23 protein-coding genes and 1 pseudogene are annotated in these 25,803 nt (G+C 71.4%); 8 read left to right on the top strand and 16 right to left on the bottom strand.

Features of this window, described 5'->3' with window-relative positions:
- Window positions 1-10 precede the first annotated feature (10 nt).
- Complete coding sequence (locus ADK54_RS23920) at window positions 11-643, bottom strand: sulfite oxidase-like oxidoreductase (RefSeq protein WP_053727748.1); 633 nt, start codon at window positions 641-643, stop codon at window positions 11-13.
- 153 nt (window positions 644-796) lie between these two features.
- Between ADK54_RS23920 and bfr the strand changes: the two genes are divergently transcribed.
- Window positions 797-1,276, top strand: coding sequence for a bacterioferritin (gene bfr, locus ADK54_RS23915; RefSeq protein ID WP_053727747.1), 480 nt, complete (start codon window positions 797-799; stop codon window positions 1,274-1,276).
- A gap of 13 nt (window positions 1,277-1,289) precedes the next feature.
- On the opposite strand, the gene ADK54_RS23910 is transcribed toward bfr, so the two are convergent.
- Together ADK54_RS23910 and ADK54_RS23905 are read right to left on the bottom strand one after the other, a co-directional pair.
- Window positions 1,290-1,547 carry a (2Fe-2S)-binding protein gene (locus tag ADK54_RS23910; RefSeq protein WP_053727746.1) on the bottom strand — a complete coding sequence of 86 codons (258 nt, stop codon included), beginning with the start codon at window positions 1,545-1,547 and terminating at the stop codon, window positions 1,290-1,292.
- A 173-nt stretch (window positions 1,548-1,720) separates the two neighbouring features.
- Window positions 1,721-3,061, bottom strand: coding sequence for a class II 3-deoxy-7-phosphoheptulonate synthase (locus ADK54_RS23905; RefSeq protein WP_053727745.1), 1,341 nt, complete (start codon window positions 3,059-3,061; stop codon window positions 1,721-1,723).
- A gap of 209 nt (window positions 3,062-3,270) precedes the next feature.
- Here ADK54_RS23905 and ADK54_RS23900 point away from each other — a divergent pair, with 209 nt between their 5' ends.
- The 3 genes from ADK54_RS23900 (at window position 3,271) to ADK54_RS23895 (ending at window position 8,093) form a co-directional block, all read left to right on the top strand.
- Entirely contained in the window at window positions 3,271-6,024 is a 2,754-nt protein-coding gene (locus ADK54_RS23900; protein WP_234392177.1) for an N-acetylmuramoyl-L-alanine amidase, read from the top strand.
- 59 nt (window positions 6,025-6,083) lie between these two features.
- Window positions 6,084-6,140 (top strand): trp operon leader peptide, encoded by a 57-nt coding sequence (locus ADK54_RS48845; RefSeq protein WP_078516689.1) that lies wholly within the window; start codon window positions 6,084-6,086, stop codon window positions 6,138-6,140.
- A gap of 102 nt (window positions 6,141-6,242) precedes the next feature.
- Window positions 6,243-8,093 carry an anthranilate synthase family protein gene (locus tag ADK54_RS23895; RefSeq protein WP_053727743.1) on the top strand — a complete coding sequence of 617 codons (1,851 nt, stop codon included), beginning with the start codon at window positions 6,243-6,245 and terminating at the stop codon, window positions 8,091-8,093.
- Between the two features lie 5 nt (window positions 8,094-8,098).
- Here the strand turns inward: ADK54_RS23895 and ADK54_RS23890 are convergent, their stop codons facing one another.
- The 5 genes from ADK54_RS23890 to ADK54_RS23870 form a co-directional block, all read right to left on the bottom strand.
- The gene (locus ADK54_RS23890; RefSeq protein WP_053727742.1) at window positions 8,099-9,097 is read right to left on the bottom strand and encodes a 2-hydroxyacid dehydrogenase; all 999 of its coding nucleotides are present in this window, start codon (window positions 9,095-9,097) and stop codon (window positions 8,099-8,101) included.
- 129 nt (window positions 9,098-9,226) lie between these two features.
- Window positions 9,227-10,255 (bottom strand): 6-phosphofructokinase, encoded by a 1,029-nt coding sequence (locus ADK54_RS23885; protein ID WP_053727741.1) that lies wholly within the window; start codon window positions 10,253-10,255, stop codon window positions 9,227-9,229.
- A 144-nt stretch (window positions 10,256-10,399) separates the two neighbouring features.
- Complete coding sequence (locus ADK54_RS23880) at window positions 10,400-11,089, bottom strand: response regulator (RefSeq protein ID WP_053727740.1); 690 nt, start codon at window positions 11,087-11,089, stop codon at window positions 10,400-10,402.
- Complete coding sequence (gene macS, locus ADK54_RS23875; protein WP_053727739.1) at window positions 11,086-12,300, bottom strand: MacS family sensor histidine kinase; 1,215 nt, start codon at window positions 12,298-12,300, stop codon at window positions 11,086-11,088. Before macS ends, ADK54_RS23880 begins: the two co-directional genes overlap by 4 nt.
- A 38-nt stretch (window positions 12,301-12,338) precedes the next feature.
- Window positions 12,339-13,118, bottom strand: a complete 780-nt coding sequence (locus ADK54_RS23870; RefSeq protein ID WP_053727738.1) for a lysophospholipid acyltransferase family protein — start codon at window positions 13,116-13,118, stop codon at window positions 12,339-12,341.
- Between the two features lie 154 nt (window positions 13,119-13,272).
- Here ADK54_RS23870 and ADK54_RS23865 point away from each other — a divergent pair, with 154 nt between their 5' ends.
- Both ADK54_RS23865 and ADK54_RS23860 read left to right on the top strand, forming a co-directional pair.
- Window positions 13,273-14,052: an alpha/beta hydrolase gene (locus ADK54_RS23865; protein WP_053727737.1), complete on the top strand. Its 780-nt coding sequence runs from the start codon at window positions 13,273-13,275 to the stop codon at window positions 14,050-14,052.
- Window positions 14,045-14,635: a hypothetical protein gene (locus ADK54_RS23860; protein ID WP_053727736.1), complete on the top strand. Its 591-nt coding sequence runs from the start codon at window positions 14,045-14,047 to the stop codon at window positions 14,633-14,635. The genes ADK54_RS23865 and ADK54_RS23860 overlap by 8 nt, the downstream gene beginning before the upstream one ends.
- Window positions 14,636-14,688: 53 nt before the next feature.
- Here the strand turns inward: ADK54_RS23860 and ADK54_RS23855 are convergent, their stop codons facing one another.
- From ADK54_RS23855 to ADK54_RS23830, 6 genes are all read right to left on the bottom strand, one after another.
- Window positions 14,689-15,438: an endonuclease/exonuclease/phosphatase family protein gene (locus ADK54_RS23855; protein WP_053727735.1), complete on the bottom strand. Its 750-nt coding sequence runs from the start codon at window positions 15,436-15,438 to the stop codon at window positions 14,689-14,691.
- A 69-nt stretch (window positions 15,439-15,507) separates the two neighbouring features.
- Window positions 15,508-16,461 (bottom strand): ROK family glucokinase, encoded by a 954-nt coding sequence (locus ADK54_RS23850; protein ID WP_053727734.1) that lies wholly within the window; start codon window positions 16,459-16,461, stop codon window positions 15,508-15,510.
- 138 nt (window positions 16,462-16,599) lie between these two features.
- Entirely contained in the window at window positions 16,600-17,031 is a 432-nt protein-coding gene (locus ADK54_RS23845; RefSeq protein WP_053727733.1) for a DUF5304 domain-containing protein, read from the bottom strand.
- 70 nt (window positions 17,032-17,101) lie between these two features.
- Complete coding sequence (locus ADK54_RS23840; RefSeq protein WP_053727732.1) at window positions 17,102-18,226, bottom strand: ArsA family ATPase; 1,125 nt, start codon at window positions 18,224-18,226, stop codon at window positions 17,102-17,104.
- Between the two features lie 2 nt (window positions 18,227-18,228).
- Window positions 18,229-18,708 (bottom strand): SRPBCC family protein, encoded by a 480-nt coding sequence (locus ADK54_RS23835; RefSeq protein WP_053727731.1) that lies wholly within the window; start codon window positions 18,706-18,708, stop codon window positions 18,229-18,231.
- Window positions 18,709-18,833: 125 nt separating this feature from the next.
- A complete protein-coding gene (locus ADK54_RS23830) occupies window positions 18,834-19,595 on the bottom strand; it encodes a metallophosphoesterase family protein (RefSeq protein WP_078966571.1) in 762 nt (253 codons plus the stop codon).
- 275 nt (window positions 19,596-19,870) lie between these two features.
- Here ADK54_RS23830 and ADK54_RS23825 point away from each other — a divergent pair, with 275 nt between their 5' ends.
- Entirely contained in the window at window positions 19,871-21,664 is a 1,794-nt protein-coding gene (locus ADK54_RS23825; protein ID WP_053727729.1) for an AMP-dependent synthetase/ligase, read from the top strand.
- 272 nt (window positions 21,665-21,936) lie between these two features.
- On the opposite strand, the gene ADK54_RS23820 is transcribed toward ADK54_RS23825, so the two are convergent.
- Window positions 21,937-23,079, bottom strand: a complete 1,143-nt coding sequence (locus ADK54_RS23820; RefSeq protein ID WP_053727728.1) for a glycosyltransferase family 4 protein — start codon at window positions 23,077-23,079, stop codon at window positions 21,937-21,939.
- A gap of 150 nt (window positions 23,080-23,229) precedes the next feature.
- Between ADK54_RS23820 and ADK54_RS47645 the strand changes: the two genes are divergently transcribed.
- On the top strand, window positions 23,230-24,456 hold the full coding sequence (locus tag ADK54_RS47645; protein WP_053727727.1) for a glycosyltransferase family 87 protein: 1,227 nt from the start codon (window positions 23,230-23,232) through the stop codon (window positions 24,454-24,456).
- Window positions 24,457-24,461: 5 nt separating this feature from the next.
- On the opposite strand, the pseudogene ADK54_RS43705 reads toward ADK54_RS47645, so the two are convergent.
- Window positions 24,462-25,748, bottom strand: a pseudogene (locus tag ADK54_RS43705) (MATE family efflux transporter); the annotation flags it as partial.
- Between the last annotated feature and the right edge of the window lie 55 nt (window positions 25,749-25,803).

Raw genomic sequence — 25,803 nt, 5'->3', positions numbered from 1 at the left:
GCGGGGGGGCTCAGAGCTCGGGGCCGTCCCCGGGCTCCTCCTGGTAGGAGTAGCGCTGCTCGCGCCAGGGGTCGCCGATGTTGTGGTAGCCCCGCTCCTCCCAGAAGCCCCGGCGGTCCGCCGTCATGTACTCGATGCCGCGGACCCACTTGGGGCCCTTCCAGGCGTACAAGTGCGGGACGACCAGGCGCAGCGGGAAGCCGTGTTCGGCGGTGAGCAGCTCGCCGCCGTTGTGGGTGGCGAAGAGCGTACGGTCACCGAGGAAGTCGGCCAGGCGCAGGTTGGAGCTGAAGCCGTACTCGGCCCAGACCATCACATGGGTGACCTCGGGTGCGGGCGGCGCGAGTTCGGCGATCGTGCGGGCGCTCACCCCGCCCCATTCGGCCCCGACCATCGAGAACTTGGTGACGCAGTGCAGGTCGGCGACCACGGTCTCGAACGGCAGCGCCGAGAACTCCTCGTGGTTCCAGCAGCGCTTGTCGCCGTCGGCGGTGGCTCCGAAGACCCGGAACTCCCAGCGCTCCGGCTTGAACTTGGGGACCGGGCCGTAGTGGGTGACCGGCCAGCCGCGCTGGAGCCGCTGCCCCGGCGGAAGCTCCGTCTGCGCTGCTCCCCGCCGCTCCCGGCTCTCCGGCTGACCCATGACTCCATGGTGACAGACCCCGAGGGGTGGTGATGACCAGGGACGTCTTGATTCGGGCAACTCGTACTAAGCATGCACTTACTGGACGGCCTCTGATCACGGTGCAAGGATGCGCGAAACCTGCCCAGTTACCGCTTGGAAGGAGCCTCTGCGATGCAGGGCGACCCCGAGGTCATCGAATTCCTGAATGAGCAGCTGAGTGCCGAGCTGACGGCGATCAACCAGTACTGGCTGCACAGCGCGATGCAGGCCAACTTCGGCTGGACGAAGCTGGCCAAGTACACGCGTCACGAGTCGATCGACGAGATGAAGCACGCGGAGGTGCTGACCGACCGGATCCTGTTCCTGGACGGCCTGCCGAACTTCCAGCGCCTCTTCCACGTGCGCATCGGGCAGACGGTCACCGAGATGTTCCAGGCGGACCGGCAGATCGAGGTCGAGGCGATCGACCGCCTCAAGCGGGGCATCGAGGTCATGCGGGCGAAGGGCGACATCACGTCCGCGAACATCTTCGAGTCGATCCTGGCCGACGAGGAGCACCACATCGACTACCTCGACACCCAGCTGGAGCTGGTCGACAAGCTCGGCGAGGCGCTCTACATCGCGCAGCTCATCGAGCAGCCGGAGAGCTGAGCCGGCCGGAGGGCTACGCGGCTTCGTCGAGGACCGGGTCCAGCTCCGGGGCGACGGCGGTCAGCGCGGGCCGGCCCTGCTCCACCAGCTCCCGTCGGGGGCAGGCGCCGCGTCCGAGCAGCGCCTGGATGCGGCGTACGCAGGAACCGCAGTCGGTGCCGGCCTTGCAGGCGGAAGCTATCTGGCGGGGGGTGCAGGCACCGCCGTCCGCGTGCTTCTTGACCTGCTCCTCGGTGACACCGAAGCAGTTGCATACGTACACGCGGTTCACCTCCCGGAACGATCGAACGAGGTCGATGGGTAAGGCCCGTCCCGATCGACCGGTTCTCGATCCTCGGTGAGGCTAACCTAACCTTACCTGGCACCCCGAGTAGGGAAAAGCCCCCTATACGCCAGTGGGGCGCGGATCACATGGATCCGCGCCCCACTGTGGTGCGTACGGGACTACTGGTCGCGGTACATCTCGGCGACCAGGAACGCCAGGTCCAGGGACTGGCTGCGGTTCAGGCGCGGGTCGCAGGCCGTCTCGTAGCGCTGGTGCAGGTCGTCGACGAAGATCTCGTCGCCGCCGCCCACGCACTCGGTGACGTCGTCACCGGTGAGCTCGACGTGGATGCCGCCCGGGTGCGTGCCGAGGCCCTTGTGGACCTCGAAGAAGCCCTTGACCTCGTCCAGGACGTCGTCGAAGCGGCGCGTCTTGTGGCCGGAGGCCGCCTCGAAGGTGTTGCCGTGCATCGGGTCGGTGACCCAGGCGACGACCGCACCGGACGCGGTGACCTTCTCGACCAGCTCGGGGAGCTTGTCGCGGACCTTGTCGGCGCCCATGCGGACGACGAAGGTCAGCCGGCCCGGCTCGCGGTCCGGGTCGAGGCGGTCCACGTAGGTGAGCGCCTCGTCGACGGTGGTCGTCGGGCCGAGCTTGATGCCGATCGGGTTGCGGATCCGGGACGCGAACTCGATGTGCGCGCCGTCCAGCTGCCGGGTGCGCTCACCGATCCAGACCATGTGGCCGGAGGTGTCGTACAGGTGGCCGGTGCGCGAGTCGGTGCGGGTCAGCGCCGACTCGTAGTCGAGCAGCAGAGCCTCGTGCGAGGCGTAGAACTCGACGGCCTTGAACTCGGCGGGGTCGGTGCCGCAGGCCTTCATGAAGTTCAGCGCGTTGTCGATCTCGCGGGCGAGCTGCTCGTAGCGCTGGCCGGAGGGGGACGACTTCACGAAGTCCTGGTTCCAGGCGTGCACCTGGCGCAGGTCGGCGTAGCCGCCGGTGGTGAAGGCGCGGACCAGGTTGAGCGTGGAGGCGGACGCGTTGTACATCCGCTTCAGGCGCTCGGGGTCCGGCACGCGGTCCTTCTCCGTGAAGGCGAAGCCGTTCACGGAGTCGCCCCGGTAGGTCGGCAGGGTCACGCCGTCGCGGGTCTCGGTGCCCTTGGAGCGGGGCTTGGAGTACTGGCCGGCGATGCGGCCGACCTTCACCACGGGCACGGAGGCCGCGTAGGTGAGGACGGCGCTCATCTGCAGGAGGGTCTTCAGCTTGGCCCGGATGTGATCGGCCGAGACGGCGTCGAAGGCCTCGGCGCAGTCGCCGCCCTGGAGCAGGAACGCCTCGCCCTGGGCGACGGCTCCCAGACGGGCGCGCAGCTGGTCGCACTCGCCCGCGAAGACGAGCGGCGGATACGATTCGAGGTCCGCGATCACATCGCGCAGAGCCTCGGCATCGGGGTACTCGGGCTGCTGCGCCGCGGGAAGGTCACGCCAGGTGTTTTCGTTCACGGTCACCGCACCCACATTACGGGGTCCGCCAAGCCGTCCACCCCAGCGACCACCAAATGAGACACCGGCCACGACGAGGTGGCTCAAGAGCCGAGGGCTGAAGCCCCTCCCGCCTCTCCCTCCGCACGTCACCCCCTGTTAATCTCACGCCACTTACTGAATACAGGGCAAAGTGACCAGGGGTGGGTGTGAGCCGAAGCGTGAGCAGTAGGCAGCAGAGACATGTGACCAGGAAGTTCCTGGCCTATGGCGTGGCCGGGGCCGTGGCCGTCACCGCATTCGGCTCGGTGGCCGTGGCGGCGCCGCGGACCGTGGGGGTGGCGCAGGGCGGCGGGGGGCAGCCGGGCTCGGCGCTGCAGGCCCAATTCGCCGAAGCGGCCAAGGAGTTCAAGGTTCCGCAGAGCGTGCTCATGGCGGTCTCCTACCGCCAGACGCTCTGGGAGGACCACGACGGCAAGCCCAGCACGTCGGGCGCGTACAACGTCATGGGCCTGACCCGGGTCATGCCCGGTGACGTGGCGCGGCCCAGCGCCCAGGAGCAGCTGGCGCACCTCAACATGAGCGGCGACCCGGCGGTCATGAAGAAGTTCGACGCCAAGAAGGCGCCGACTTCCGAGCCCTCGGTCGACACCAACGACCCGGCGCTGCACACGCTGGACGCGGCCGCGAAGCTCATCGGCGAGCCGGTGGACGCGGTGCGCACCGATGCCGCCCAGAGCATCCGGGCGGGCGCGGCGCTGCTCGCCCAGTACCAGCGCGCGGCCACCGGCTCGCTGCCGGCCGCCCCGGGCGGCTGGTACCCCGCGGTGGCCCGCTACAGCCAGGCCTCCGACGCCAAGGGGGCCGGCGCCTTCGCCGACCGCGTCTTCGACTCGGTGCGCTCCGGCGAGAGCCGTCTCACCACGGACGGCCAGCGCCTCGCGCTGCCCGCCGACCCGGCGGTGAAGCCCGTCAAGCCGTCGAAGATGCCGCTGGCGGCGGCCACGCCGGGCAAGACCGCGGCGGACGCCACGACGCCCGAGTGCCCGTCGGGCCTCAACTGCGACTTCATTCCGGCCGACCCGAACAACTACAACGTGGCGAACCGGCCGGACAACGGCTTCGACATCCGGCAGATCGTGATCCACGACACGGAGTCCCCCTACCAGGCCGCCGTCGACCACTTCAAGGACCCGAAGAGCAGCGCCAGCGCGCACTACATCGTCAAGGACGACGGCAGTCTCGTCACCCAGCTGGTGGCGACGAAGGACGAGTCGTACCACGCGGGCAACAAGACCGTGAACATGCACGCGCTCGGCATCGAGCACGTGGGCTTCGCCATGAAGACGGGCAGCTGGTACGGCGAGCCGCTCTACGACTCGTCGGCGACGCTGGTCAAGTACCTGGCGGACAGGTTCGGCATTCCGCTGGACCGCGAGCACATCATCGGCCACGACGAGGTGCCCGGTCCGCTGGACACGTACGTCGCCGGGCAGCACTGGGACCCGGGTCCGTTCTGGGACTGGAACCACTACATGTCCCTGCTCGGCGCCCCGACCGGCGTCGGTGGCGCGGGCCAGCCGCTCACGGCCGGGCAGGTCGTCAAGGTCGTCCCGCCGTTCAGCGCCCAGACGACGACGTACTACGACCCCGACACCAAGGTCCGCACCACGTTCGACCAGCCGGTCAACTTCGGCTACCTGTACGCGACCCCGTCGACCGGCGGCGACCCGCTGGCCGACCCGTACCTGGGCACGCAGGTCGCGACCGAGGGTCCGAACTGGGCCAACAAGGTCGTCGCGGGCGGTCAGTACGTCGTCGCGGACTGGCAGGGCGACTGGACGGCGATCTGGTACGGCGGCCAGAAGGCCTGGTTCTACAACCCGGGCGGCCAGTACACCGCCGTCGTGTCCCCCTCGGCCCCGGTCGTCCTGAAGGCCAAGGGCACCGACCCGGTCCAGGTCTACGGGCGCTCCTACCCCGAGGACGCGGCGTACGCGGGTACCGGAGTGCCGGTGCAGGGCAGCAACTCCGCGTCGCTGACGAAGTACAGCATCCCGGCGGGCCAGGCCTACGTCGCCGCGGGCGCCCCGGTCGCGGGCGACTACTACTACGGCGGCACCACGCTCGGCACCCTGGTCAAGGGCACCCAGACCTTCTACCCGATCCGGTACAACCACCGGATCGCCTGGGTGAAGACGGCAGACGTCGAGCAGGTCACCCCGGCGGGTCCCGTGCGCGCCGACAACCGTTACGACCTGCTCGCGCGGGACGCGAACGGCGGGTTCTGGCAGTACCAGGGCTCGGGCGACATCGCGCAGCCCTTCCTGACCCGGTTCAAGATCGGCACCGGCTGGGGCATCTACAACGCCATGACGGACCTGTCGGACTTCCGCGCCGACGGCCAGGGCGACCTGATCGCCCGGGACACCTCCGGGGTGGCCTGGTACTACAAGGGCAGCGGCGACCCGGCGGCCCCGTTCGGCGACCGGGTCAAGCTCGGCGCGGGCTGGGGCGCCTTCACCTCCCTGGTGGGCGCGGGCGACCTGACCGGTGACGGCCGGGCCGACCTGATCGCCCGCGACGGCAACGGCAAGCTCTGGCTCTACCCGGGCACCGGCGGCCCCGCCTTCGGCAACCGCACGCAGATCGGCAGCAGCTGGCAGATCTACGACCAGATCCTGAGCACCGGCGACCTCGACGGCGACGGCAAGGGCGACTTCGTGGCGCGCGAGCCGTCCGGGAAGCTGTGGTTCTACCCGGGCACGGGCAGCGCGGTGCAGCCCTTCGGCGACCGCCACCAGGTCGGCACCGGCTGGAACATCTACAACGCGATCGTCAGCTCGGGCGACCTGAACGGGGACGGCAAGCCGGACCTGACCGGTCGCGACGCCGACGGCAAGCTGTGGTTCTACCCGGGCAACGGCGGCTCGGTGCAGCCCTTCGGCGACCGCCGCCAGATCGGCACCGGCTGGAACATCTACAACGCGCTGCTCTGATCGAGCCAGCCGTCCGATGGCACCGCGACCTCGCGGTGCCATCGGGTAGAGTGCCCGGCATGTTCGCGCACTCGACCCAGAACTGGTGGTGGACCGCTCATCCGGCGGCCCGCTGATTTCTGCGCGTACACAGACTCGCGAAGGCCGCCCCGAGGGGCGGCCTTCAGTGTTTCCCGGGCTGTTCCTCCCGCTCACCACCGGAAGGAACCACTCAACTCATGCTCATCCAGAGGCTGTTGAACGAGAACTGCCCGCCGTTCGCGCTGCTGCGCAGGCGCACCCCTGGCCATGATCACGACGTCGTCGAGCTGTTGATCGGCGCCGTCCACGAGGCCGAACACCTCGCCGACCTGCCCGTCGGCGACCGGCCCGCGCTCGCCCTGGTGCCGTTCCGGCAGATCAGGGAGCGCGGCTTCGACGTCCGCGACGACGGGACGCCGCTCTCGGTCCTGGTCGCGGACGAGACGTACGAGCTCCCCCTCGCGGACGTGCTCGCCGAGCTGCCCGCGCACGAGGTGCGGGTCGAGGGCGGCGGCTTCGACGTCGGCGACGAGGAGTACGCGGGAATCGTGCGGCGGGTGATCGACGACGAGATCGGCCGCGGCGAGGGCGCCAACTTCGTGATCCGGCGCACCTTCACCGGCGAGATCCCCGGCTTCGGACGGGCCGACGCGCTGGCGCTGTTCCGCCGCCTCCTCGTGGGTGAGCAGGGCGCGTACTGGACGTATGTGGTGCACACGGGCGACCGGACGCTGGTCGGCGCCAGCCCCGAGGTCCACGTCCGGATGTCCGGCGGCACGGTCGTCATGAACCCGATCAGCGGGACCTACCGCTACCCGGCGGGCGGCCCCGCCCCCGAGGACCTGCTGACCTTCCTCGCCGACCGCAAGGAGACCGACGAGCTGTCGATGGTCGTCGACGAGGAGCTCAAGATGATGTGCACGGTCGGCGACATGGGCGGCGTGGTGATCGGCCCCCGCCTCAAGGAGATGGCCCATCTCGCGCACACCGAATACGAGTTGAGGGGCCGCTCCTCGCTCGACGTCCGCGAGGTCCTGAGGGAGACGATGTTCGCGGCGACGGTCACCGGGTCGCCGGTGCAGAACGCGTGCCGGGTCATCGAGCGGTACGAGGACGGCGGGCGCGGCTACTACGCGGGCGCGCTCGCGCTGCTCGGCCGGGACGCGGGCGGCTCCCAGACCCTCGACTCGCCCATCCTGATCCGCACGGCGGACATCGCGCCGGACGGCCGCCTCAAAGTCCCGGTCGGCGCCACCCTCGTACGCCACTCGGACCCGGCGAGCGAGGTCGCCGAGACGCACGCCAAGGCCGCCGGTGTCCTGGCGGCGCTCGGGGTGCGGCCCGGCCGGCCGGCCACCGAGGCGGTACGCCCCCGGCTCGCCGACGACCCCCGGGTGCGGGCCGCGCTCGACGCCCGGCGGGCCGACCTCGCGCCGTTCTGGCTGCGGATGCAGGACCGGCCGGCCGAGCCGAGCGGGTCGGCGCTCGTGGTGGACGGGGAGGACACGTTCACGGCGATGCTCGCGCATGTGCTGCGCTCGGCGGGCCTCGCGGTCTCGGTGCTCCGCTACGACGTCCCCGGGCTGCACGCGCGGGTGCTCGGCCACGAGGGCCCGGTGATCCTCGGCCCGGGTCCGGGCGACCCCGCGGACGCGGCCGACCCGAAGATGGCGCTGCTCCGCCCGCTGGCCGCGGAGCTCCTGCGCTCCCACCGGCACGGGCTGCTCGGCGTGTGCCTGGGCCACGAGCTGATCGCGGCCGAGCTCGGCCTGGAGATCGTGCGCAAGCGGGAGCCCCACCAGGGCGCGCAGGTGCGGATCGACCTGTTCGGCCGCGAGGAGACCGTGGGCTTCTACAACAGCTTCGCGGCGCGCTGCGAAGGAGAGCTGCCGGGCGTGGAGATCGCGCGCGACCCGGTGACCCACGAGGTCCACGCGCTGCGCGGCCCCGGGTACGCGGGCATCCAGTTCCACCCGGAGTCGGTGCTCACCCTGCGCGGCCCGGAGGTCGTCAGGGACCTGCTCGCGGGGGTGGCCGCGGTGCGCTGAGGCGCTTACGGCGCAGCCGGGACCAGCACGTTCTCAGTGTGGCGGCCTGCCGCGTAGGCCGCCACGTTGTCCACCGTCGCCGCGATGATCTGGCCCACCGCGTCCTGGGTGTAGTACGCCTGGTGCGAGGTGACCACCACGTTCGGGAACGTCACGAGCCGGGCCAGGGTGTCGTCCTGGACGGCCTCCAGGGACTTGTCGAGGAAGAAGAGCCCCGCCTCGGCCTCGTACACGTCGAGGCCGACGCCGGCGAAGCGGCCCTTGCGCAGCTCGCCCACCAGCGCGTCCGTGTCGATGAGCCCGCCCCGGCTGGAGTTGACCAGGATCGCGTCGTCCTTCATCGCCGCGAGTTCCCGGCGCCCGATGAGGTGCTGGGTCGAGGGCAGCAGCGGCACGTGCAGGCTGATCACGTCCGCGTTCGCGAGGAGCTCTTCCTTGTCGACGTACTTCATGCCGAGCTCGACACAGGCCGGGTTCTGGGCCGCGTCCCAGCCGAGCAGGTTCATGCCGAAGCCGTGGGCGATCCGGGTGAACGCCTCGCCGATCTTGCCGGTGCCCAGCACCCCGACGGTGCGGCCCCGCATGTCGCGGCCGAGCAGCCCGTCGAGGCGGAAGTCGAAGTCGCGGGTGCGGTTGGAGGCCCGCACGATGCGGCGGTTCACGGCCATCGCCAGGGTCCAGGCGAATTCGGCGACGGAGTACGGCGAGTAGTAGGAGACCCGGGCGATGGTGAGGCCCAGGCGGGCGGCCACGTCCAGGTCGATGTTGTTGAAGCCGGTGGAGCGCTGGGCGATCATCCGCGTCCCGCCGGCGGCCAGGCTCTGCAGCACCTGGGCGTTGAGGTTGGCGTTGACGCTGGTGGAGACCACTTCGTGCCCGGCGGCGATCGGCGCGGTGTCCTCGGTGAGGAAGACGTCCAGACAGCGGATGTCGTGCAGTCCCGCGAAGGCCTTCTCGATCAGCGGCTTCTCGTCGGTCTGCACGCCGAATGCCAGGATTTCCACGACTTTCCCCTTCGGACGGGGGTTAGACACAGGCCCTCAGGCCAGTCATGAGGGCTATGGGCCGGATATCGCGAATATACGGCCCACAGCCCGGACCCGCCCGGTCTGGTCGGCCGGGGTCAGCAGCGGTCAGCCGAAGAAGACGCCCACCTCGGCGTAGAGCGCGGGGTCCACGGTCTTCAGCTTCGAGGTGGCCTCCGAGATCCCCACCCGCACGATGTCGGTGCCGCGCAGCGCGACCATCTTGCCGAAGTCGCCGTCGCGCACCGCCTCGATGGCGTGCAGGCCGAAGCGGGTCGCGAGCCACCGGTCGAAGGCGCTCGGGGTGCCGCCGCGCTGGACGTGGCCGAGCACGGTGGTGCGGGCCTCCTTGCCGGTGCGCTTCTCGATCTCCTTGGCCAGCCACTCGCCGACGCCGGAGAGCCGCACGTGCCCGAAGGAGTCGAGCGTGCCGTCCTTGAGCACCATTTCGCCGTCCTTCGGCATGGCGCCCTCGGCGATACAGACGATCGGGGCGTACGAGGCCTTGAAGCGGGAGGTGATCCAGCCGCAGACCTGGTCGACGTCGAAGCGCTGCTCGGGGATGAGGATGACGTTGGCGCCGCCGGCCAGGCCCGAGTGCAGCGCGATCCAGCCCGCGTGCCGGCCCATGACCTCGACGACCAGGACCCGCATGTGGGACTCGGCCGTGGTGTGCAGCCGGTCGATGGCCTCGGTCGCGATGCCGACGGCCGTGTTGAAGCCGAAGGTGTAGTCGGTGGCGGACAGGTCGTTGTCGATCGTCTTGGGGACTCCGACGCAGTTGATGCCGTACTCGTCGCTGAGCCGGGCCGCGACACCCAGGGTGTCCTCGCCGCCGATCGCGATCACGGCGTCGATCTCGTACTTGGTGAGGTTCTCCTTGATGCGGCGAACCCCGTTCTCGGCCTTGAGGGGGTTGGTGCGCGAGGAGCCGAGGATGGTGCCGCCGCGCGGCAGGATGCCGCGCACCGCCGGGATGTCCAGCTTGACGGTGTCGCCCTCCAGGGGACCGCGCCAGCCGTCCTTGAACCCGGTGAACTCGTATCCGTACTCCTGCACACCCTTGCGGACGATGCCCCGGATGACGGCGTTGAGTCCGGGGCAGTCACCGCCTCCGGTCAGTACTCCGACCCGCATGGAATGGTCCCTTCACCTGGGAGTGACGTACGCGGTCCACGCTAGTGGTGACGCACGTCACTCCGGGATGGGGCGAAGGGTCAATTCACTTGATCCGTAAGGGAGTTGACGACCCGTCGTTCACCCGTACGGGGGATGGCTCGGTCAGGCGTCGTCGAGGCCGCGCTCGATCGCGTACCGCACGAGCTCCACCCTGTTGTGCAGCTGGAGCTTGCCCAGGGTGTTCTGGACGTGGTTCTGCACCGTGCGGTGCGAGATGACCAGGCGCTCGGCTATCTGCTTGTAGCTCAGGCCCTTGGCGACCAGGCGCAGCACCTCGGTCTCGCGCTCGGTGAGCTGCGGAGCCTTGGGCTCGTCGGAGGTGGCGGGCGCCGGGTCCTTGGCGAGCCTTCGGTACTCGCCGAGGACGAGGCCGGCCAGGCCCGGTGTGAACACCGGGTCGCCGACGGCCGTGCGGCGCACCGCGTCGGTCAGCTCCTCGGTGCTGGCCGACTTGAGGAGGTAGCCGAGCGCGCCGGACTTCACCGCTTCCAGCACGTCCGCGTGCTCGCCCGAGGCGGACAGGACCAGGACCCGCAACGCCGGGTTGGCGGCGACCAGTTCCTTGCAGACCTGGGCGCCGGGCATGCCCGGCAGGTTGAGGTCGAGGACCAGGACGTCGGGCGCCGCGGCCTGGGCCCGGCGCACCGCCTGCGGTCCGTCGCCGGCGGTGGCGACCACGTCGAAGCCGGCGGCGGCCAGGTCGCGGGCGACCGCGTCGCGCCACATCGGGTGGTCGTCGACCACCATCACCTTCACCGTCGCATCCGCCCGCGCCGTCTGCTGCTGCGTCATCCGTGCCGTCCTGCCTTCCCCCGTGGGACCTTCAGTTCAACTTCTGTGCCCTGGCCCGGCACGGAGATCAGCTCCGCCGTGCCGCCCAGGTCGCGCAGCCGGCCCCGGATCGAGAGGGCGACGCCCATGCGTCCCTCCCCCTCGGCCTGGTCGAGCCGGCCCGCCGGGATTCCGGGCCCGTCGTCCCGTACCGTCACGATCACTTCGTCCCCCCAGTCCTCCACCAGGATCCAGGCCCGGGCGGACTCCCCCGCGTGCATACGGACATTGTCCAGTGCGGCACTGACAGCGGCCGCGAGCTCCCTGGCGGCGGGGGGTGCGAGCAGCACCGGAGCGCCCGGCTCCGCGAAGGAGACCTTCGATCCGGCGTGCCGGGCGAGCAGCGAGCGCAGGTCGGTCTCGCCGCTCTCGCCGGGCTCGTCGTCCACCTCGACCGCCCTCACTACGGCGCCGTTCGCGAAGTCCTCGGAGGCCCGGTTCGGCGGCACCAGGCCGCTGGAGACCAGGGTGCGCAGGGCGACCTCCTGCTCGCCGGCCAGCCGGCCGAGCTCGGCGGCCTCGCCGCCCAGCGCGCTGCCGCGGCGCTGCACCATGGCGAGGACCTGGAGCACGCTGTCGTGGATGTCGCGGGCCAGGCGTTCGCGCTCGCGGGTGGCCGCCTCGATCTCCAGGGCGCGGGCGAGCGTTGCCTCACTGGCCCGGGCCACCTCGACGATGTAGCCGATCGCGATGGAGGCGATCCACACCAGGATCACGTTGTGGAAGGTGTCCCGGGTGGGGTGGCCGCGCTCCACGATGTTGGCGACGGCCACCAGCGAGGAGGCGAACCCGGCCCAGCGCCAGCCGCCCTTGATCGCGAAGGCGAGCACCGCCCCGGCCGCCGCTATCGTCGGCAGCGTCGGGCCGTCGACGTACTGGGCGTCCACATCGGCCAGCGGCGTGAGCAGGATGCCGGTGAGCACCACCGTGAGGTCGACGGCGAGGAAGCGCTTGGTGCACGCGGCCGCGTTCGCCACCCTCGGCAGGGTCGCGAAGTTCCACACCGTGAGCACCGAGAGGTACCCGACGCCGACCCAGGGCCGTTCGAACTTGTGGTAGCCGTTGGCGAAGATCGCCAACGCGTAGAGCGTCGTGAGCACCCGGTAGCCGGTCAGAGCCCGCCACAGGGGCAGTTCCACCGACATCCGTACGACTCGCTCGCGTTTCGCCATGTTCCCCACCCCTGGCCCGGCCCCCTGGACGGACGCGGCTAGTCGCCGGGCTGTTCCGCCCGCTTGGCCTGCTCGGCCTCGCGGGCCCGCTCCGCCTTCTCGGCGGCCTTCTGCTCGTCGGCGATCCGCTTGGCCTCGTCCGCGATCTGCCGCTTGGCGGCCGTCGCGTAGATGTCGACGTACTCCTGGCCGGAGAGTTTCATGATCTCGTACATGACCTCGTCGGTCACCGAGCGCAGGATGAAGCGGTCGCCCTCCATGCCCTGGTAGCGGCTGAAGTCGAGCGGCTTGCCGATCCGGATGCCGGGGCGCATCAGCTTGGGGACGACCTTGCCCGGCGGCTGGATCTTCTCGGTGTCGATCATCGCGACCGGGATCACGGGGGCGCCGGTGGCCAGGGCGACCCGGGCCAGACCGCCCGGCTTGCCGCGGTAGAGGCGGCCGTCGGGCGAGCGCGTGCCCTCCGGGTAGATGCCGAAGAGGCCGCCGCTCTTGATGACGTCGATGCCCGCGTTGATCGCGGCCTCACCGGCCCCGCGGGCGCCCGAGCGGTCCACCGGGAGCTGGCCGACGCCCTTGAAGAATGCGGCCGTCAGCTTGCCCTTGACCCCGGGGGAGGTGAAGTACTCGGACTTGGCGATGAAGGTGACCTTGCGGTCCAGGACGGCCGGCAGGAAGAAGGAGTCCGAGAAGGAGAGGTGGTTGCTCGCGAGGATCGCCGGACCCTCGGCGGGAATGTTCTCCAGGCCCTCCACCCACGGCCTGAAGGCGAGCTTCAGCGACCCGCCGATGGAGAACTTCATTGCGCCGTAGATCAACTCGGATGCCTTCCTGTGCTTGTCGAACAGACCTTAACCCGTGCCGGGCCCGGCCTCCCTCGCGACGGCCCTGGTCGGTGTCGGTCCGGTCGCGTACCGTGAAGTACGACTCCCCCGCACAACCCCGCCCCTGCTCATGAACAGGAGACCCCTGGTGCCGGTCCTCCCTGGAGCCGAGCCGTTCCGCCACGAGGGCGGAGAGGTCGGCGTCCTCCTCTGTCACGGTTTCACCGGTTCCCCGCAGTCGCTGCGCCCCTGGGCCGACTACCTCGCCGAGCGCGGCCTCACGGTCTCGCTGCCGCTCCTCCCGGGGCACGGCACCCGCTGGCAGGACATGCAGCTCACGGGCTGGCAGGACTGGTACGCGGAGGTGGACCGCGCCCTGCGCGAGCTCACCGAGCGCTGCACCCGGGTCTTCGTCTTCGGGCTGTCCATGGGCGGCGCCCTGTCGCTGCGCCTCGCCGCGAAGCACGGCGACGCGGTCACCGGCCTGGTGCTCGTCAACCCGGGCAACAAGGTGCACGGCGCGGCCGCCCAGGCGCTGCCGGTGGTCCGCCACTTCGTACGGTCCACGAAGGGCATCGCCAGCGACATCGCCAAGGAGGGCTCCGAGGAGGTCGGCTACGACCGGGTGCCGCTGCACGCGGCCAACTCGCTGCGCAACTTCTTCAAGATCGTGGACGGTGAACTGCCGCAGGTCACCCAGCCGTTGGTGGTCCTGCACAGCCCGCAGGACCATGTGGTGCCGCCGGCCGACTCGGCGCGGATCCTCAGCCGGGTGTCCTCCACGGACGTCGAGGAGATCCTGCTGGAACAGAGCTACCACGTGGCGACGTTGGACCACGATGCGGAGCGGATCTTCGAGGAGAGCTACTCGTTCATCGGCCGCCTCGCTCCTAGCGTCGGGAAGAAGGGGAGCACGACCGGTGGCTGAGCACGACGCGGACCGCGAACCGCAGCCGATCGACGAAGAGGCTGCCTGGGCGGCGATCGTGGCGGGGTACGGCGAGGAGCCGGCCGACCCGCCGGGCAGCAGACCGTATCGATCGGTGGAGGACCTCGCCCTGATCGAGGACGAGCCCGACGAGAGCGATGAGACCGGCAAGGCGCCCGAAGCCGACAAGGGCCCCGACAAGGGCCTGGACAAGAGCGCCGGCAAGGGGGCCGACAAGCCGGCGCTCGGCAGCTCGGTGGTGTTCGCGCCCGGTGTGGGCGGCCCGCGCGACTTCGCGCCCGCCGAGCCGTCCGACGACGACCTGGACGCCTCGGACGAGGGCCACTTCGTGCCGCCGGAGCCGCCCCCGCTCCCGGAGGCCGACGTCACGGCGAAGTTCGCGTGGCTGGGCGTGGTCGGCGGCCCGCTGCTGCTGATCCTCGCGGCGATCTTCGGCTGGGACATGACGTGGTGGCTCACCACGCTCGGCGTGGGCGGCTTCCTGGGCGGCATCGGTACGCTCTTCGCCCGCATGCAGCACGACGAGGACGACGACGACCCGGGCCGCGGCGCCGTCGTCTGAGCTCCCGCGCGGAGCGGGGCTCGGGGGCGCCGGGACGCAGCGCCCCCGAGCCCCTACTCCGCCCGCACCCGCAACGCCGCGAGCACCGGCAGATGGTCCGTAGCCGCCGTCAGATCGGCTGGGGCCACCAGCCCCAACGGCACGCCGCAGCCCAGGACTTCGATGCCCCGGGTCGCGAAGATCGCGTCGATCCGCTGGTTCGGGTCCTTCGGCGTGAAGGTCGACTCCCCGCCCCACGGCGCCGCTTCCCAGCAGTCCTGGAGCGCCCCGGCGAGGCGGCCGAAGCTGCGCCCGCCGGGCCGCTCGTTCAGGTCGCCGCCCGCGATCGCGTGCTCCACGCCCATCGCGGCGAGCCGGTCGAGCAGCGCCCCCGCCTGCTCGTACCGCTCGGCCGACTGGAGGCTGAGGTGGGCGCTCAGGACGCCGATCCTGGCCCCGCCGATCCGTACCACCGCGGTCGCGAAACCGCGCCGGTGGAGGCCGGGGGTGAGCGGAAGGAGCACGTCCTCGGTGCGTTCCACGGTGGCCCGCAGCGAGCAGAGCAGCATCGGGCCCGCGGCCGTGGCGCCGCCGCTCAGGATCACCAGGTCGGTCGCCGCCGCCAGACGCGCCGCCGCCTTGCGCCAGCGGAAGAATCTGGGCGCCTCCTGGACGAGGACGAGATCGGGCTCGCAGGCGCGGATCACCCGGGCAAGCGCCGCGTTGTCGTCGCGCATCGAGCGGATGTTGTAGCTGAGGACGCGGATCACGGCCGAGCCGTTCTCCGTGGCGGACGCGGGCAGTTGGCCGGCAGGGGTCGTCATGGTCCACAACGTATGACAGCGCCCGCCGGTCCGGGGCGGACTCGGCGGGCGCCGTCGGTGGTACGGGACCTACATGATCGGGTCGGGCTGCCGCGCGAGGTCGGCCGCGCCGACCAGGCCGGCCTTGTTGCCGAGCTGGGCCGCGATGACGTCGGCGACCGGGCGCCAGTTCCCGCCGACCAGCCAGCGCTTGTAGGACTTGCGGATCGGGTCGAGCACCAGCTCGCCCTCGTCCGAGAGCCCGCCGCCGACGATGAAGGCCGACGGGTCGAAGAGCGAGGCCAGATCGGCCAGCCCCGCACCCGCCCAGCGGGCCAGTTCGCGGTACGAGTCGACCGCGACAGGGTCGCCCTGCCGGGCGGCCATCGAGATGTGCTTGCCCTCGATGCCCTCGGGGGTGCCGTCACCGAGGCCGAGCAGGAACTCGGCGTTCTCGGGGGTGGCGTTGGCGCGCTGCTTGGCGTAGCGGACCAGGGCGCGGCCGGAGGCGTACTGCTCCCAGCAGCCCTGGCTGCCGCAGCCGCACAGCAGGCCGTCCGGCACCATCCGGATGTGGCCGAACTCGGCAGCCACGCCGAAGTGGCCGCGGCGCAGCTTGTTGCCGATGATGATGCCGCCGCCCAGACCCGTGCCGAGCGTGATGCAGATGACGTTCCGGTGGCCCTTGCCGGCTCCGAAGCGGTACTCGCCCCAAGCGGCCGCGTTGGCGTCGTTCTCGACGACGACCGGGAGGCCGGTGCGCTGCTCGACCTTCTCCTTCAGCGGCTCCTGGCGCCAGTCGATGTTGGGCGCGAAGTAGACGGTGGACCGCTGACGATTGACGTAACCGGCGGCCCCGATCCCCACGCCCACGATCTCGTGTCCGGCGCGTGCGCCGTCGACGGCCGAGGCGATCGCGTCCACGATGGCATCGGGCGTGCCGGGGGTCGGCACCTTGTGGGTCGAGAGGATGTTGCCGTCCTCGTCGACCACGCCCGCCGCGATCTTCGTGCCGCCGATATCGACACCGATGGTGAGTCCCATGAATCCCTCAGTTCGGTCGAGCCCCGCTACGGCCAACCGTACCCGAGCCGGGGCGGCGCTCAGCGTGCCGAGCCCGTGTTGGCGCCGGGTGTGAGGCCGGGTCCGGTGCCTTGCTGACACCTGGTCCCGGTATGGGTCTCAGTCGAGGTCGATGTGCTCGGTGGGGCCCGTGTCCCCGTCCCGCTTCCTGTCGTCGGCCGACGTCCAGCGGCGCTCGTGGCCCTCGACGGCGGAGCGGTAGGCGGCGAGCAGCTCGTTGCCCGCCGCGGCGAGGTGGTCAAAGACCTCGGGATTGCGCTCGATGACGGGCTCGACGGCGGACTTCGCCTGGCTGATCAGCTGCTGCACGGCGCCCTGGGTCGCCAGGCCGGACAGCGAGGAGGGGCCGTCGAAGATGCCGGCGACCTTGTCGGTGACCGCGTCGAGCAGCTTGCGCAGTTCCTCGGCGGCGGATCCCGGCGGGGGGCCGTACTCGGCGCGGCGGCGCGCCTTCTCGGCTGCGAGGTCCTCGGCGCAGGCCTCGGCCCAGGCATCCGCGTCGGGGGCGGGGCGCTCGGTGGCTTCGCTCATGGCGGACTCCAGCGGCTGGTTTTCCTACAGGGCTGTTTCCTTCGACGTTACCCGAACGGGGGTAGCGCGTTCAGCGACCGCGGGGCCACAGCTCGGGATCGGGGGCGAACCGGATCTCCAGTACGCCGTCGTGCAGGCGGGCCCCGGTGACGGTGCAGCGGCGCAGCGCCGACGGCAGCGCCGCGATGCGCCGGAACGGGCCGACGGTGAGCAGGAGTTCGTCGCCGCGCCGCACCAGCGCGAGCCCGTCCTTGACGGCGCCGGGCAGCGGCAGGCGCCACACCAGGACGTCGTCCTCGGCGAGCCGGTCCTCGATGGTCCACTGCGGGACAGGGCTTTCGTCCGGCCCGGATGCGATGCCGAGCCGCTCCAGGTCGTCGTCGCCCCGCGGATCGCGCCCGAGGTGCGCCACCTCGCGCACGACGGGGAACTCCCCGGCCAGTTCGTCGAGGTGCTTGCGCTGCTGGGCGACGAGGCCGGCAAGCCAGGGGTCGGGGGTCTCGACGGGCAGCAGCCTGTTGGCGACCACCGCGTCGAGGGCGAGCCGCTGCACGGCGATGCCAAGGCGTGCGGTGCGCAGGGTCTCGGCCGCGGCCGGTCCGGGTTCCGCGACGAGCCGTACGGTCGTGCCCGGGTCCTCGATCACGGCCTGGACGGCGGCCAGTTCGAGGTCCCAGCGGGCCGCGGTCTCGTACAGCCACTGCGCGGGCATGGGGACCCCGGCGAGCTGGGCGAGGACCGGGCGCAGCGAGCGGGCCGCCTGGCGCTCGGGCGGCAGGAGGCGGCGCAGATAGCGGCGCAGCTGCTCGGGCAGGGCGAGGGCGGCGAGGGCCCGGCCGGCCGGCGGGAGGTCGACGACGAGCAGGCCGGGTTCGTCGGCGGCGGCCTCGCGCAGGGCGCTGAGCAGGGCGAGCTGTTCGGCGCCGGGGAGTTCGGTGAGTTCCTCGGCGTCCAGGCGGGAGGCGCCGAGCAGGTCGAGGACGGCGCCCGCGCGGTCCTGGAAGGCGAGGAGTTCGGCGCGGAAATGGGCGGCCGAATCGATTCGCCGGACGGTGACCCCGGCGAGTTCACCGGGGAGCCGGTCCGAGGTCAGCAGGGTGACCCGGGTGCCGCTGCGGGCGGCGGCGAGTGCGGTCGCCGCCGCGACGGTGGTGCGGCCCGCGCCGCCGGGGCCGGTGACGAGGACCGTACGCACGTCTAGAGCTTCTCGGCCCCGTCGGCGGAACCGGCCTCGGCGTCGCCCGGGCCGCTCTCCACGCGCTTCTTCAGGCCGGCCAGCGCGCGGTCGATGATGACCTTCTCCGCCTTGCGTTTGATCATGCCGAGCATGGGGATCTTGACGTCGACGGTCAGCTGGTAGGTGACCTCGGTCTGCCCGCCCGGGGCGTCGGCCAGGGTGTACGAGCCGTCGAGGGTGCGCAGCATCTGGGACTTGACCAGCGTCCAGCTGACCTGGTTGCCGTTCCAGGTGTAGGCGAGGGTGTGGTCGTCCTTGATGGCGCCCGCGTCGAGGAGCAGCCGCACCTTCTCGGCGTGGCCCGCGGCGTCGGTGGCGAGCACCTCGGCCTCCTTCACCTCGCCGGTCCACTCCGGGTAGCGGGCGAAGTCCGCGATCACGCCCATGACGTCGGCCGGGGCCGCCTCGATGGTGATAGACGAGCTGGTGTGTTCCGCCATCGTCGTGGCTCCTCCAGTGCGCGGTCCGGGTCTGTTCTCTCCCCCGCCCGCACGAGGGCGACGGCGGTGGGGAGGTGTGCGTGCAGGCTATCGCGTACGGGCCGCCCGCCAATCCAGTGGCCGGATCACCACTCCAGGGCGAAGGGCCGGGAGGTGGCCGCGAAGTGGCCGACGTTCACGCACTCGGTGCGGCCGATCCGCATCCGGCGGGCCAGCGGCTGGTGGACGTGGCCGAACAGCGAGTAGCGGGGCCGGGTCTTGTGGATCGCGGCGAGCAGGGCGCGCGAGCCGCGCTCGAAGCGGCGGGCGACGGTGTCGTACACGAGCTCGGGGACCTCGGGCGGGATGTGCGAGCAGAGCACGTCGACCTCGCCGAGCGCCTCGACCTTGGCGGCGTACTCCTCGTCGGAGATTTCATAGGGCGTTCGCATCGCGGTCCGCAGCCCGCCACCGACGAAGCCGAAGACGCGCCCGGCTATCTCGACGCGCTGGCCGTCCAGGACGGTGGTGCCCGGTCCCGCGTACTGCGGCCAGAGGTCCGGCATGTCGACGTTGCCGTACGTGGCGTACGTCGGGGTGGGGAAGGCGGCGAACATCTCGGCGTACTGGCGGCGGACGGCGGCCTCGATCGCGGCCTCCCGGTCGAGTCCGGCCCAGAGCGATCGCCCCAGCTCGCGGGCCTCCTCGAAGCGCCGGGCGGTGCGCAGGGCGACGATCCGGTCGGCGTTCTCGACGCCGAAGAGGTCGGGGAAGATGCCGCGCGAGTGGTCGGCGTAGTCGAGGAAGAGCACCAGGTCACCGAGGCAGACGAGGGCGTCCGCCCCGTGGCCCGCCTTGGCCAGGCCCTCGGTGTTCCCGTGCACGTCACTGACCACATGAACTCGCATGAGGGTCACCTTAGGCCGTCGGACCTGCGGTTACTTCCGGGTGCCCGAAGGTGTGGACTACTGTGCGCGAAGCAGTGTCAAACATGTGTGACGCACCGAACATCTGGCCAGAACCCCCTATCGGGAACCCACTACCCATGGGTAACGTCCGGGCAGTCCAGTCGTGCTCGGAGTTCCGCCCCCCACGGAAGCCTCCGGGCACCTGCCCGATCTTGGACCGCAGCCGGTGCATCACACAGAGCCGTGGCACCGGCGCCCGATGAGGAGCAGCAGTCTTGCGCGAGTTCAGCCTTCCGGCCCTGTACGAGGTCCCTTCGGACGGCAACCTGACGGATCTGATCCGCCGCAATGCCGCTCAGCATCCCGATGTCGCGGTCATGGGCCGCAAGATCGCCGGTGCCTGGGCCGATGTCACCGCCCGCCAGTTCCTCGCCGAAGTGCGCGCCGTCGCCAAAGGCCTGATCGCCTCGGGCGTCGGGGTCGGCGACCGGGTGGCCCTGCTCTCCCGGACCCGGTACGAGTGGGTGCTGCTCGACTTCGCGATCTGGAGCGCGGGCGCCGTCACCGTCCCGGTGTACGAGACCAGCTCGCCCGAGCAGATCCAGTGGATCCTCGGCGACTCCGGCGCGACGCTCGCCATCGTCGAGTCCGCGGCCCACGAGGCTTCCGTGACCTCGGTCCAGGCCGGCCTGCCCGCCCTCAAGGGCATCTGGCAGCTCGACACCGACGCGGTCGGCCGGCTCACCGCGACCGGCGCGGACGTCTCCGACGAACTGCTCGACGCGCGGATGTCCTCGGCGCACGCCGACGACCCGGCGACCATCGTCTACACCTCCGGCACCACCGGCCGCCCCAAGGGCTGCGTGCTGACCCACCGCGCCTTCTTCGCGGAGTGCGGCAACGTGGTCGAGCGGCTCAAGCCCCTCTTCCGTACGGGCGAGTGCTCGGTGCTGCTCTTCCTGCCCGCGGCCCACGTCTTCGGACGACTCGTCGAGGTGGCCTCGGTGATGGCGCCGATCAAGCTCGGCTGCGTACCGGACATCAAGAACCTGACCGATGAACTCGCCTCGTTCCGGCCGACGTTGATCCTCGGCGTGCCGCGCGTCTTCGAGAAGGTCTACAACTCGGCGCGGGCCAAGGCGCAGGCCGACGGCAAGGGCAAGATCTTCGACAAGGCCGCGCACACCGCGATCGCCTACAGCACGGCGCTCAGCACGGACGCCGGGCCCTCGGTCGGCCTGAAGATCAAGCACAAGGTCTTCGACAAGCTCGTCTTCAGCAAGCTGCGGGCGGTGCTCGGCGGGCGCGGCGAGTACGCGATCTCCGGCGGCGCGCCGCTCGGCGAGCGGCTCGGCCACTTCTTCCGCGGCATCGGCTTCACGGTCCTGGAGGGCTACGGCCTGACCGAGTCCTGCGCCGCGACCGCGTTCAACCCCTGGGACCGGCCGAAGATCGGCACGGTCGGGCAGCCGCTGCCGGGTTCGGTCGTACGGATCGCGGACGACGGCGAGGTGCTGCTGCACGGCGAGCACCTCTTCCAGGGCTACTGGAACAACGAGGCCGCCACCGCCGAGGCGCTCGCCGACGGCTGGTTCCACACCGGTGACATCGGCACCCTCGACGAGGACGGCTACCTCGCGATCACCGGCCGCAAGAAGGAGATCATCGTGACGGCGGGCGGCAAGAACGTCGCCCCCGCGGTCATCGAGGACCGCATCCGCGCGCACGCGCTGGTGGCGGAGTGCATGGTGGTCGGCGACGGGCGGCCGTTCGTGGGCGCGCTCGTCACCCTGGACGAGGAGTTCCTGGGCCGCTGGGCCGAGGAGCACGGCAAGTCCGTGGCGACGGTGGCCGCCCTGCGCGACGACGCGGATCTCCTGGCGGAGGTGCAGCGGGCCGTGGACGACGGCAACGCGGCGGTCTCCAAGGCGGAGTCGGTACGGAAGTTCCGTGTGCTCGGGGCGCAGTTCACCGAGGAGGCCGGGCACATCACGCCTTCGCTGAAGCTGAAGCGGAACGTTGTGGCGAAGGACTTCGCGGACGAGATCGAGGCGATCTACACCCGCTGAGCCGCAGCGAGCCAGCCTTTCCGGGGGGCTACGCTCCCGGCCCCCTCCCGCCGGCCCCGTCCGGCGAACTCGGGGCTCCGCCCCGAACCCCGTATCGCGCCTTAAGGGCGCTCGTCCTCAATCGCCGGACGGGCTGGGGGGGTGCATCCTGGCAGGGTGCACCCCCTAGGGGCGCGGGGCTGTGACATAGTGCGGCTCCCCGCGTGGGCGCAAACGGCCCCCGACGGCCCCGGAGTCGAATCCCGCACCCCCGCAAAGCGAAGCCGTACGCGCTACAGCAGACCCCGCAGCTTCTCCGCCAGGAGATCCCAGCGCCACCTCTCCTCGACCCACTCCCGCCCCCGCTCCCCCATCCGGCGCCGCAGCTCCGCGTCCTGGAGCAGGGTCACGATGCGGTCCGCCGAGTCCTCGGGGGAGCCGCCCCGCACCACCCAGCCCGTCTCGCCGTCGAGCACCGCGTCGGGTGCGCCGCCCGAGTCGCCCGCCACCACGGGCAGGCCGGTCGCGGAGGCCTCCAGGTAGACGATGCCGAGGCCCTCGACGTCCAGGCCGCCGCGCCGGGTGCGGCACGGCATCGCGAAGACGTCGCCCGCCCCGTAGTGCGCGGGAAGTTCCGCCCAGGGCACCGCCCCGGTGAAGCGGACGGAGGCCGAAACCCCGGTGTCCAGGGCGAGTTTGCGCAGGTCGGCCTCGTACGGCCCGCCGCCCACGATGAGCAGTACCGCCTCCGGCACCTGCGCGAGGATCGCCGGCATGGCGAGGATCAGCGTGTCCTGGCCCTTGCGCGGCACGAGCCGCGAGACGCAGACCACGACGGGCCGGTCGGCGAGCCCGAGCCGTGCGCGTACGGCGTCGCCGCCGGAGCCGGGGTGGAAGGTCTTCTCGTCGACGCCGGGCGGGAGTTGGACCATGCGGGCCGCGGCCTGCTGGGTGAGCGCGCCGGCGATCCGGGAGCGGGTGTACTCGCCGAGGTAGGTGATCGTGTCCGTGCCCTCGCCGATCCGCCTCAACAGCTGGCGTGCGGCGGGCAGTTGGGCCCACCCGGCCTCGTGCCCGTGCGTGGTCGCCACCAGGCGCTCCGCGCCGGCCCTGCGCAGCGCGGGCCCCATGAGGCCGAGCGGCGCCGCCGCCCCGAACCACACCGAGGAACAGCCGTGTTCGCGCAGCAGGGAGACGGCCCGACGGGTGACCCGGGGCGTCGGAAGCAGCATCGTGGTGCGGTCGCGCACGACGGTGAACGGCTGCTCGGCGTCGAACGCGGCGGTCGCCTCGATGCCCTCCCGGCTCCGCTTCCACGTCGAGGCGTAGACGACGAGCTGCTCGGGATCGAGCCGCAGCGCCATGTTGTGCAGGAACGCCTGGATCCCGCCGGGGCGCGGCGGGAAGTCATTGGTCACGATCAAGGTCTTGTGCATCGCCGCCGACAGTACCGAACCCGGGGCGCGCGGCCGAAGGGAGGCCGCGGGGCGGCGCCACGGAACCGAAAGGGCCCCGCCTGACGGCCGAGGCGCCCGGGTACCCGGCATCATGGCTCCGGCCCCCTAAATCAGGACGAGACGGACACCATGTGCATCTTCCGGCGCCCTTTCGCGGTGGCGGCCACCTGGGCCGCGACGCGTTATCTGCTGCTGTTCGGCGTCTTCAGGGTGCTGGCCCTGCCGGGCCCGGACGTCACCAGCGACGTCCACGTCATCTACCAGGGCTGGTCGCAGGTGCTCGCGACCGGCACGTATCCGCTGGACGACGTGACCTGGCAGTACCCGCCGGCCGCGGCCCTCGCGATCCTCTCCCCCGCGGCGCTGCCCTTCCTCGACTACGCGACGGCGTTCTTCCTGCTCGCCTTCCTGGCGGACACGGCGGTCTTCGGCCTCCTGATGTACGCGGCGGGCCGCCCGGGCAAGTCCCTGAACGGAGCCTGGATGTGGGCCGTCGGCGTCCCGCTGCTCGGCCCCACCGCGTACGCCCGCTACGACGTGATGGTGACCGCGGTCGCGGTCGCGGCGCTGCTCGCGGGCGCCCGCCACCCGCGGATCCTGGGCGCGCTCGCCGCGTTCGGGGCGCTGTTGAAGGTGTGGCCGGTGCTCCTGCTGATCCGTGCCCCGCGCCGGTCCTGGACGACCGCCGTGGTGAGCGCCGCCGCGATCCTGGTGGCGTGCGTCGCGGCGGCGCCGGGCGCGCTCGCCTTCCTCACCTTCCAGCGGGAGCGGGGCACGGAGGTCGAGTCGCTCGGCGGGCTCGTCTTCCATGCGGCCCGGCATTTCGGCTGGCACGGCCGGGTGGAGCTGAACTACGGCTCGGTGGAGTTCCTGGGCCCGTACGTTCCGCTGGTGTCCGCCTTCGCGATGGCCCTGACCGCGCTCGCCTTCGGCTGGCTGCTGCTGTGGCGCCTCAGATCCCGCGGCCCGCTGCACCCGAGCACCCTGGCGGACGCGGCCTTCACCGCCGTACTGCTCTTCACGACCACCAGCCGGGTGATCAGCCCCCAGTACCTCCTGTGGCTGTTGGGCCTGGCCGCGGTGTGCCTGGCCTTCCGCCGCTCCCCGATGACCCGCCCGGCCCAACTGGTCCTGGCCGCGACGGGCGTGACCCTCCTGGAGTTCCCGATCTGGTTCTCCCACGTGGTGGCGAGCGACTGGCTGGGCGTACTGCTCCTGGTCGTACGCAACGGCCTCCTCCTGACCGCCTCACTCCTGGCCTGCCACCGCCTGTGGCACTCGACCTCCCCGACCCGCAACCTCCCGCCGCTGCCCCTGCAGCCCACCCGCAGGACCGAGCCGTCCACCACCTGCTGACGCTTCGACGTACGTCGGCAGAGCCATGCCAGGGCCGCGCACTGGGCGGCCGTGGCCAGCGCCGCCGCCAGGCAGATGCCGGGCAGGCCCAGTCCCAACAGGCCGTGGGCGAGCCCCAGTTGGAGAACCACGCCGCATCCGGTGATCCGCGCCAGGAGCGGGCTGGCGCCGCTGCCCTCGAACACCCCGCCCACGGCGATGAAGCAGGCGAGCAGCACCAGGTAGGGCCCGAGACAGCGCAGATACAGCGCCCCGGCCGCGGCCACCTTCCCGTGCGCGCCGAACGCCGCCATGATCCAGGGTGCGGCGGCGAGCAGCACGAGGAGCGCGGCGATCCCCACCGCCCCCGAGACGCGCAGCGCCGCCCACCCGACGGCCCGCCGCTCGTCCCGCCCCGCCCCGAGCAGGCGCGCGGTCTGGATCGCGGCGGCCTGGCGTACGGAGTAGAAGGCCATGGTCGCCACGTACATCGCCTTGGTCGCGATGCCGTACGCGGCGACCTCGGCGACACCGATCCGGGCGACGACGCCGACAAGGGCGAGTGCTCCGCCCATGCGCACGACGAAGTCCGCGGAGATGGGGAGTCCGGTGCGCACCGTGCGGCGCAGATCGGCGGACAGGGCGCGCGGCGAGGGCCCGGCCGCGCGCAGCACGGTGCTCCGCCGCAGCATCACAAGGCCCCACGCCAGGGCGGCCCCCCGCCCGGCCACGGTGGCGATGGCCGCACCCCGCACGCCGAGGCCGCACCCCAGGATGAGCAGCGGGTCCAGGACCAGGATCAGCCCGTTGGAGAGCAGCGCGAGACGCATCGGGGTGCGGGTGTCGCCCGTGCCCTTGAGGATGCCGTCCACGACGTTGGTGGCGAAGAAGACCGCCGTGCCGGGCAGTGCGACGGAGAAGTAGCCGGAGGCCAGATGCGGGGCTGCGCCCGCGTCCGCGCCCAGCACCAGGCGGGCCAGCGGCTCCCGGCACAGGAATCCGCCCACCGCGACGACCGGGGTGAGCAACGCCCACAGTGCCCAGCCGCCCCGCACGGCCGCCCGCACCCCGCCCGGATCTCCGGCGCCCCTGGCCCGGGCGAGCAGCACGGTCGTGCCCGACCCTGCCATCAGGACGACCCCGAGCAGCACGTTCTCCACGTTGGTGGCCACGGCGACCGCGGCCACGGAGTCCCCGCCGAGCCGGGCCACCCAGACCGTGTTGATGATTCCGGCCGTGACCCCGGCCAGGAGCTCGAAGTAGACCGGATACGCGAGCGACACCAGCGCCCCGCGATGAGCCTTCGGACCCATTGCCCTCTCCCCCGCTAAGCAATACCTCGATTCGAGGTAACTCGATAAGAGGTAT

This window comes from Streptomyces sp. WM6378 (assembly GCF_001279695.1).
Taxonomy (GTDB): domain Bacteria; phylum Actinomycetota; class Actinomycetes; order Streptomycetales; family Streptomycetaceae; genus Streptomyces.
Note: the sequence above shows the minus strand (reverse complement) of the source record. Positions and strands in the feature narration are given on the sequence as shown.